The following is a 7775-nucleotide window of genomic DNA, read 5'->3' as shown; positions in this document are numbered from 1 at the left end:
GGAGGTACCGAAATTGGTTTCCATGCGCACGATGCGATTCGAATGGCTGCACAAACTGCTAAAGGATCGGCTGGTTTGTTATTGAAGAGAGGAAACCACCCAGAGACTGAGATCGACAATGTAACATCTCCAAAAGGATGCACAATCGCTGGTCTTAATCAAATGGAACATCAAGGGTTTAGCTCTGCAATTATTAAAGGTATTATTACTTCGTACGAAAAAGCAGACAATCTGTATTCCGACGACTAATTAGAGATTTAAACTATGACCGATATCCAAAAGAAGAAAATTCATTACGAAGTCGGTGAAAGTTTAAGTAGATACCTTTCGAGCTATTCTCGATCTTTTTCTATCCCCATTCGTTACCAAGATTTACTTCGGTATGAGAATTCTATGCCATTTATCAACGATAAAGGTGCTGATACGTTGTGGGAATCTGTGATGTATTCGCATAGCGAAATGGTGGAGATAAATACAGGATTAACTAGAATATACGCTCTACTACAAACAGGGGGTGACACATCTGTTATCGAACATTTGTCTATCGATCGAATTGACTATTGCACTTTTGGAAACTCAAACCCTTTCCGAATACGTGTAATCAATAATATCAACGACAACTACGATTACTTCTATATAAAGAAGGCAGACGCCTCTCGGATATACGGGTCGGAGATTGAACACATACTATCACCTAACCGAATAAACTACATTGTAGACGGTAGTACGTTAGTAGAAGAGCACATTCCAGGCATACCAGGAGATCAGTTCGTGGAAGATTACATGAAAGAAAGGAGCATCAACGAAATTCGTGTAGCGAAAGAATTTATTAAATTCAACGAACGTTGCTTTGTCTGCTTGCTTGGAGATATGAGGTCTTATAATTTCGTCATTGATATGACACCAGATTTCGATGCTGTTCAGTACAGAATTCGCTCAATAGATTTTGATCAAGAATGTTATGAAGGAAAGAAAAACATGTACTTACCTCAATTCTTTAAAGAGAACAAAGCATACGTAGATCTTTGCATCAACCATACTACAAAAGAGACTGTTGTTCAATACCAAAAAGAAGAACGTGCACTAATTGCAAAAAGATTATTTGCAGGTAGACATCGTATAACTGACTTAATGAAAGTTCTGACGCAAGATGTAATTTCATCACCAGAAAAAGTTGTGCAATTAAAAACGGAGCTCGCCGATCATTACAAAGAGAAAGGGTTTCTAGCTTGCGACAATATGGGATCTATACTTAAGCTAAGTCTGCAGATCGCCGATCAAGAATCGGTTTTATAATCCTTTTATGGTCGCGTTTATTTTTCCTGACTGAAGGATTCCGAAAATTTTATCCATTACTTTTTGAACTTGCTCGTCTGTTAAAGTTTGTTTCTCATCTTGGAATTTAAATCGAAGTCCGCAAGATTTATTACCCGACGAATCTTTTTTATCGATATACAAATCGAACAAAGTAATGTCTTTCAATATTTTATTATCAGATGCGAGGCAAGCTTTCCTTAAATCGGCAAAAGTGATATTAGGCGAAATAACAATAGCCAAATCTCGCTGTACTCCAGGGAACTTAGGCACTTGTTTATACTTAATCGATTTAGCCGCCGATGCTTTTAAAAGATTTGTCCAATTAATCGTACATCCAATTACATTTTGGCTAATTCCGAATTCTTTTAAAACAGATTCATTTACTCTTCCTATCGAAGCCAATGTTGTATCTCTTTCAAGAAGCTCTACTCCTCCTGCGAAAAGACTGGAATTACATTCTTGCATCATTAAATCCTCTATTTGAAATCCTAGCTTAGTAAATAGGCCACTAACAATTCCTTTTAGAAAGAAATAATCTACAGGCGTTTTACTAGCATTCCAAGATGGTGTTACCGTATTTCCAGTGGATAGTAGTAACAAGTGTCTTTCCTCTTTGTATTTCTCACCCTCTTTTTGATAAACAGATCCAAACTCATAGAGCTTAAGGCTATCGTATTTTCGATTAACATTGTAAGCCACTGCTTCCAATCCTCCGAACACTAATGTTTTTCTTAAGACATTTAGATCCGAGCTCAACGGATTCAACATTTCTACATTCTCGTTTGCATTAAAACCTGCTTTATTTGAGTAATAGTCCGCTTTAGTAAGGGAATTAGACATGATCTCTTTGAAACCATTCCCACCCAACATATCTGAAATCTCATCTTGAATTTTCTCTTGAATGGAAGCATCGCTTACAACAAGACTAGAGTTCATCTTCGCTGGATCTTCTATGTTGTTATATCCATAGATTCTTAACACCTCTTCAATCAGATCTACTTCTCTAATTACATCTGCCCTTAAAGGTGGTACTGATAAACTTAATCCTTCTTCTGTCTCTGAAGTAATAACTATTTCAAGGGATCTGAAAATTTTCTTTATCGTTTCTCTTTCAATAGACTTTCCAATAAGACGATCACAGTTTTTATAGGAAAATTCTATTTCGAAATCAGAAATGGGATTTGGATAAATATCTACTATCTCCGAAGACACTTTACCTCCACATATTTCCGTTATTAATATCGCTGCTCTTTTTAAAGCAAACAAAGTAATGTTGGGATCGGCTCCTCTCTCAAATCGAAACGATGCATCAGTATTTAATCCATGACGTTTAGCCGTTTTACGAACGGATACTGGGTTAAAATAAGCGCTCTCTAAAAAGATAGAAGTTGTAGAATCGGATACGCCAGACTCCGATCCACCGAAAACACCGGCGATACACATCGGAGCGAGAACGTTACAGATCATTAAATCCGCAGGGGTAATTTTTCTTTCAACCCCATCTAGAGTTTCGAATTTGACCTCCGAATCAAATTTTTTCACAACTACCTTTCCTCCTTCAATCTTGCTATAATCAAATGCATGAAGCGGTTGCCCTGTTTCGTGCAGAACAAAATTGGTAATATCAACGACATTATTAATTGGCTTTAAACCGATAGTAAGGAGTCTTGTTTTTAGCCAAGACGGGGATTCCTCTATCTTAATATCCGAAATTGTTACTCCAGAATAACGTGGACATGCATTATTGTCTTCCACTGTAACTTCTACAGGCAAACTATTGTCAGTCACTTTAAATGCTTCCACAGAAGGAAGAACTAACTCCACCTCTTTCTCTAATGAAATAGCAGCAATTAAATCTCTTGCTACCCCTATATGAGATGTTGCATCAGATCTATTTGGTGTTAAGCCTATTTCGAGAGATCCTCCACCAGTTGAACTATTAACTATTTCTTTAACTGAAGTTCCAGTTGCGATCGACGAATCAAGAACCATGATTCCACTGTTATCCGTTCCTATTCCTAACTCAACTTCCGAACATAACATTCCAAACGATTCTTCTCCTCTAATCTTTGATTTCTTAATCTTTAGGGAATCGCCTTTATCATTATTAAAAACAGTACCAACTTGCGCTAGAACAACTTTCTGCCCTGCATCAACATTTGGGGCTCCACACACAATTGCAATGTCATCGCCATTACCAATGGCAACTTTAAGGCAAGAGAGTCTGTCTGCATTAGGATGTTGATCTTTAGAAAGAACTTCACCAACTATCAAGGTATCCCAGTTTTCGGGACCGCTAATTCCTTCGTCTATCGACTCTACTTCTAGGCCCGTGTCCGTCAGGATTCTTGCAGCCTCGTTTATATCAATGTCGAAATTGATATACTCTTTTAACCAATCAAAAGAAATCTTCATATTGTACTGAAATCAGAATGCTAAATTAGTTATTCAATATCAGGATTACCAATGGCAAGAGGACTCTTTATGATATTCTAGACCACCCTCTTTTACCCTTTGCAAGCACGTTAAATTCATTGGCAATAACTGCATTTTCCGCTTTTCTAAAATCAGGATCTTCTTCTAATAGTTTAAAGGCACTGTCTCTCGCCATTTGAAGAATCTGAACGTCTTTACCAAGGTCGGCAATTTTAAAATCCATAATACCACTTTGCTGAGTTCCCATAATATCACCGGGACCACGAAGCTTTAAATCCACTTCGGCTATTTCAAAACCATCGTTTGAGTTAACCATTGTTTTCATTCGGAGCTTTCCATCTGCACTTACAGCCGGCCCTGTTATCAGTACGCAGTAAGACTGATCGGCTCCACGACCAACTCTTCCTCTCAATTGATGTAATTGAGGAAGTCCAAACCGCTCTGCACTTTCAATTATCATTACCGACGCGTTTGGCACGTTTATTCCCACTTCAATCACGGTAGTACCAACCAAAATCTGAGTTTCTCCTTTGATAAACCGGTTCATTTCAAACTCCTTATCAGCAGCTTTCATTTGTCCATGTACAATGCTAATCTGGTATTCAGGAATGGGAAATGCTCTTGAAACGCTCTCATAGCCATCCATCAAATCTTTATAATCCATTTTCTCAGATTCCTTAATCAAGGGATAAACTAGATATATCTGACGTCCTTTCTTGATCTCTTCTTTCATGAAACCAAAAATATTCAGACGAGCAGAATCGTATCGATGAATCGTTTTTATAGGTTTTCTTCCTGGAGGGAGCTCGTCAATCACAGATATATCAAGATCTCCATAAAAACTCATGGCAAGCGTTCTTGGGATAGGGGTTGCTGTCATTACAAGAACATGGGGAATACCATTTTTATTTTTTTTCCAAAGTTTCGCACGCTGTGCAACGCCAAAGCGATGCTGTTCATCTATGACAATAAGACCCAAGTTTTGAAATTCAACTTTATCTTCGATAAGGGCGTGTGTCCCTATTAACAGATTAATTTTGCCATTCATTAACTCCTCATGAATCACTCTTCTTTCTGCAACTTTAGATGACCCAGAAAGCAAAGCCGCCTTAAGACCAATCTTAGAGAATATTTCGTCAATTGCTTTAAAATGTTGAATTGCAAGGATTTCTGTAGGAGCCATCAATGCACCCTGATAGCCATTATCGATTGCAAGCAAGAGTATCAATACCGCCACTATCGTTTTACCACTGCCAACATCTCCTTGAAGTAACCTATTCATTTGCACACCTTGAGCAAGGTCGGTACGAATTTCTTTTACTACTCTTTTTTGGGCATTCGTTAATTCAAATTCTAGATGGTGCTTATAAAAAAGATTAAAGTATTCACCCACATCCGGAAATTTAAACCCTTTCAGTTTGTTAATTCTACTGATCTTCGAACGAATCAATTGAAGCTGAACAAAGAACAATTCTTCGAACTTCAATCGAAATTCTGCCTTATTGAGTAAATCGATACTTCCGGGAAAATGAATATTCTTTATTGCATCTTGCTTGGATAACATGTCTAACTCCGCAATCATACTTACTGATAATGTCTCTTTATACTGAGCTATAATCTGTGGAATCAAAATCTTTTGAAGATTCCATATCCCCTTACTGTTTAATCCAGTGGATGACAATCTTTCGGTAGATGAGTAAACAGCTTGTAGCTGAGAACTAGCAGCTTGTTGTCCGGTTTGTACTAAGTCCAAATCGGGGTGTACAATATTAACTCGACCTTGGTAAATATTCGGTTTCCCAAACATTACATATTCTACATTTTTCTTAAGATTTGTTGATATCCAATCAACTCCTTTAAACCAAACCAATTCTAACGAACCGGTTTCATCTGAAAAGATGGCAGACAATCTTTTACCTCTATTCTTTCCAATAACTTTTATAGATGTAATTCGACCTAATACTTGGACGTACGCTGCATCCGAATTAACCTGACTAACCTTATAAAACTTTGATCTATCGACGTAACGAAACGGATAATAAGTAGCCAGGTCACCAAATTTTTTCAACCCAAGTTCCTTTTTAAGCAACTCCGATTTCCGGGGACCGACTCCCTTTAAGAATTCAATAGGTGTTTCGAATATATTACTAGACATTAGGCATTAACTCGTGATGAATTAGATGTTGTTTTGGCCTAGCAATACTACGGGATTCTCGAGTAAGTTTTTTATTTTATTTAAAAAAACCGAACCTGTTACACCGTCTATAACTCGATGATCGCATGACAATGTAAGTTTCATAACATGGCCAGGAACTACTTGCCCATCTCGAACAACAGGAACTTCATTTACGCCTCCAACGGCCAGTATTGCAGCATCTGGCGTATTGATAATTGCCGTAAACTCCTCTATACCAAGCATTCCCAGGTTAGAAATTGTAAATGTATTCCCCTCCCACTCTTGTGGTTGCAATTTTTTTTCTTTGGCTTTCCCTGCCAACTCTCTTACCTCAGATGATATCTGTGTTAATGTTTTCCCATCAGCAAACCGAACAACTGGAACAAGTAACCCATCTTCAACAGCAACAGCAACACCGATGTGAATGTGATCATTAAATCGAATAATATCTCCCAACCAAGAGGAATTTACCGCAGGGTGTTCTCTTAAAGCAATCGCTGATGCTTTTATTACTAAATCGTTAATAGAAACTTTTACGTCCAATAATTTCTTGATTGCTTTTCGAGCGTCTATTACCTTATCCATTTCCACCTTTACAGTAAGGTAAAAATGAGGGGCGGTGAACTTGCTATCAGCCAGTCGAGATGCGATTACTCTACGCATTTGCGAAACAGGCTCATCCCGAAAAGATTCTGTACCTACAAAAGTTGGAGTAGAAATAGAACCTCCCCCTTTGTAATTATCAATGTCAGACTTAACGATACGTCCTCCAGAACCTGTTCCTTTAACGGTTCGTAAGTCAATATTTTTATCGCTTGCTAACTTCTTTGCTAATGGAGAGGCCTTAATTCGAGAGTTATCCGTAACTAATGAAACAGACTCAACAATTGCCGGGCTACTTACTACTTCTTTGACAGGTTCTTCTATAACCTTTTCAGGTTCAACTTTTTCTTTGATTACTTCTTCGGCAACCTCAGCAGGTTTAGAGTGCTCATCAATAATGGCTTGTATGTCTTCTCCTTTATCTCCAATAATTGCCAATATTGCATTGACCTCTGCTTTAGCACCTTTTTCAACTCCAATGTAAAGCAAAATACCATCATAGAAGGATTCAAATTCCATGGTGGCTTTATCCGTTTCTATTTCTACTAAGATATCCCCAGACTTTACTTCATCTCCAATTTTCTTGATCCATTCCGCAACCACACCTTCGGTCATAGTGTCGCTTAATTTGGGCATTAATACTACTTCGGCCATCTTATTGGAATCTCATTAACTTGTTATAAACGGATAATTCTCTCCACGATATACATCTTCGAATAACTCTTTCGCGTCAGGAAAAGGAGATTCTTCTGCAAATTGAACAGCATCTTTTACTTCTTTAGCAACCCTTTCTTTAATAGCTTCTATGTCTTTAGTAGTGGCATATTTCTTTTTAACTATGGTCTCCAATACCTGCTCTATTGGATCCTGAGCTTTGTAAGACTCTACTTCTTCTTTCGTTCTATACTTAGCTGGGTCTGACATTGAATGCCCTTTAAATCGATACGTATTGATTTCAATTAACGTAGGTCCCTCTCCTTTTCTTGCCCTCGTAGTCGCCTCACTTATTCCGTCATGCACATCCTCGCACCTCATTCCATCTATTGCATAGCTTGGCATTTCATACGCATGTCCAAGCTTATACAATTCTGTTACGTTAGATGTTCTCTCGACCGATGTCCCCATCGCGTAATGATTATTTTCTATGATAAAGATTACCGGAAGCTTCCAGTTCATGGCCATGTTGAGAGTCTCATGAAAAGAGCCCTGCCTAGTTGCACCATCACCCATATAGCATAGTGTT

General features: G+C 38.1%; 6 protein-coding genes. 2 read left to right on the top strand and 4 right to left on the bottom strand.

Annotated elements, in window-relative coordinates:
- On the top strand, positions 1–249 hold a 249-nt coding region (locus HRT72_07595; protein NQY67570.1), incomplete at its 5' end, for a pyrroline-5-carboxylate reductase.
- Positions 250–264: 15 nt separating this feature from the next.
- A complete protein-coding gene (locus tag HRT72_07590; protein ID NQY67569.1) occupies positions 265–1296 on the top strand; it encodes a hypothetical protein in 1032 nt (343 codons plus the stop codon).
- On the opposite strand, the gene HRT72_07585 is transcribed toward HRT72_07590, so the two are convergent.
- From HRT72_07585 to HRT72_07570, 4 genes are all read right to left on the bottom strand, one after another.
- The gene (locus HRT72_07585) at positions 1291–3732 is read right to left on the bottom strand and encodes a phenylalanine--tRNA ligase subunit beta (GenBank protein ID NQY67568.1); all 2442 of its coding nucleotides are present in this window, start codon (positions 3730–3732) and stop codon (positions 1291–1293) included. The two genes, HRT72_07590 and HRT72_07585, sit on opposite strands and share 6 nt — an antisense overlap.
- Positions 3733–3799: 67 nt before the next feature.
- Positions 3800–5908: an ATP-dependent DNA helicase RecG gene (gene recG / locus HRT72_07580; GenBank protein ID NQY67567.1), complete on the bottom strand. Its 2109-nt coding sequence runs from the start codon at positions 5906–5908 to the stop codon at positions 3800–3802.
- A 21-nt stretch (positions 5909–5929) separates the two neighbouring features.
- A complete protein-coding gene (locus HRT72_07575) occupies positions 5930–7186 on the bottom strand; it encodes a pyruvate dehydrogenase complex dihydrolipoamide acetyltransferase (GenBank protein ID NQY67566.1) in 1257 nt (418 codons plus the stop codon).
- A gap of 15 nt (positions 7187–7201) precedes the next feature.
- Positions 7202–7775 (bottom strand): pyruvate dehydrogenase (acetyl-transferring) E1 component subunit alpha (locus tag HRT72_07570; protein ID NQY67565.1); only part of this gene is annotated, 574 nt, incomplete at its 5' end.

Source organism: Flavobacteriales bacterium, assembly GCA_013214975.1.
In the GTDB taxonomy this organism is placed as follows: Bacteria; Bacteroidota; Bacteroidia; order DT-38; family DT-38; genus DT-38.
Note: the sequence above shows the minus strand (reverse complement) of the source record. Positions and strands in the feature narration are given on the sequence as shown.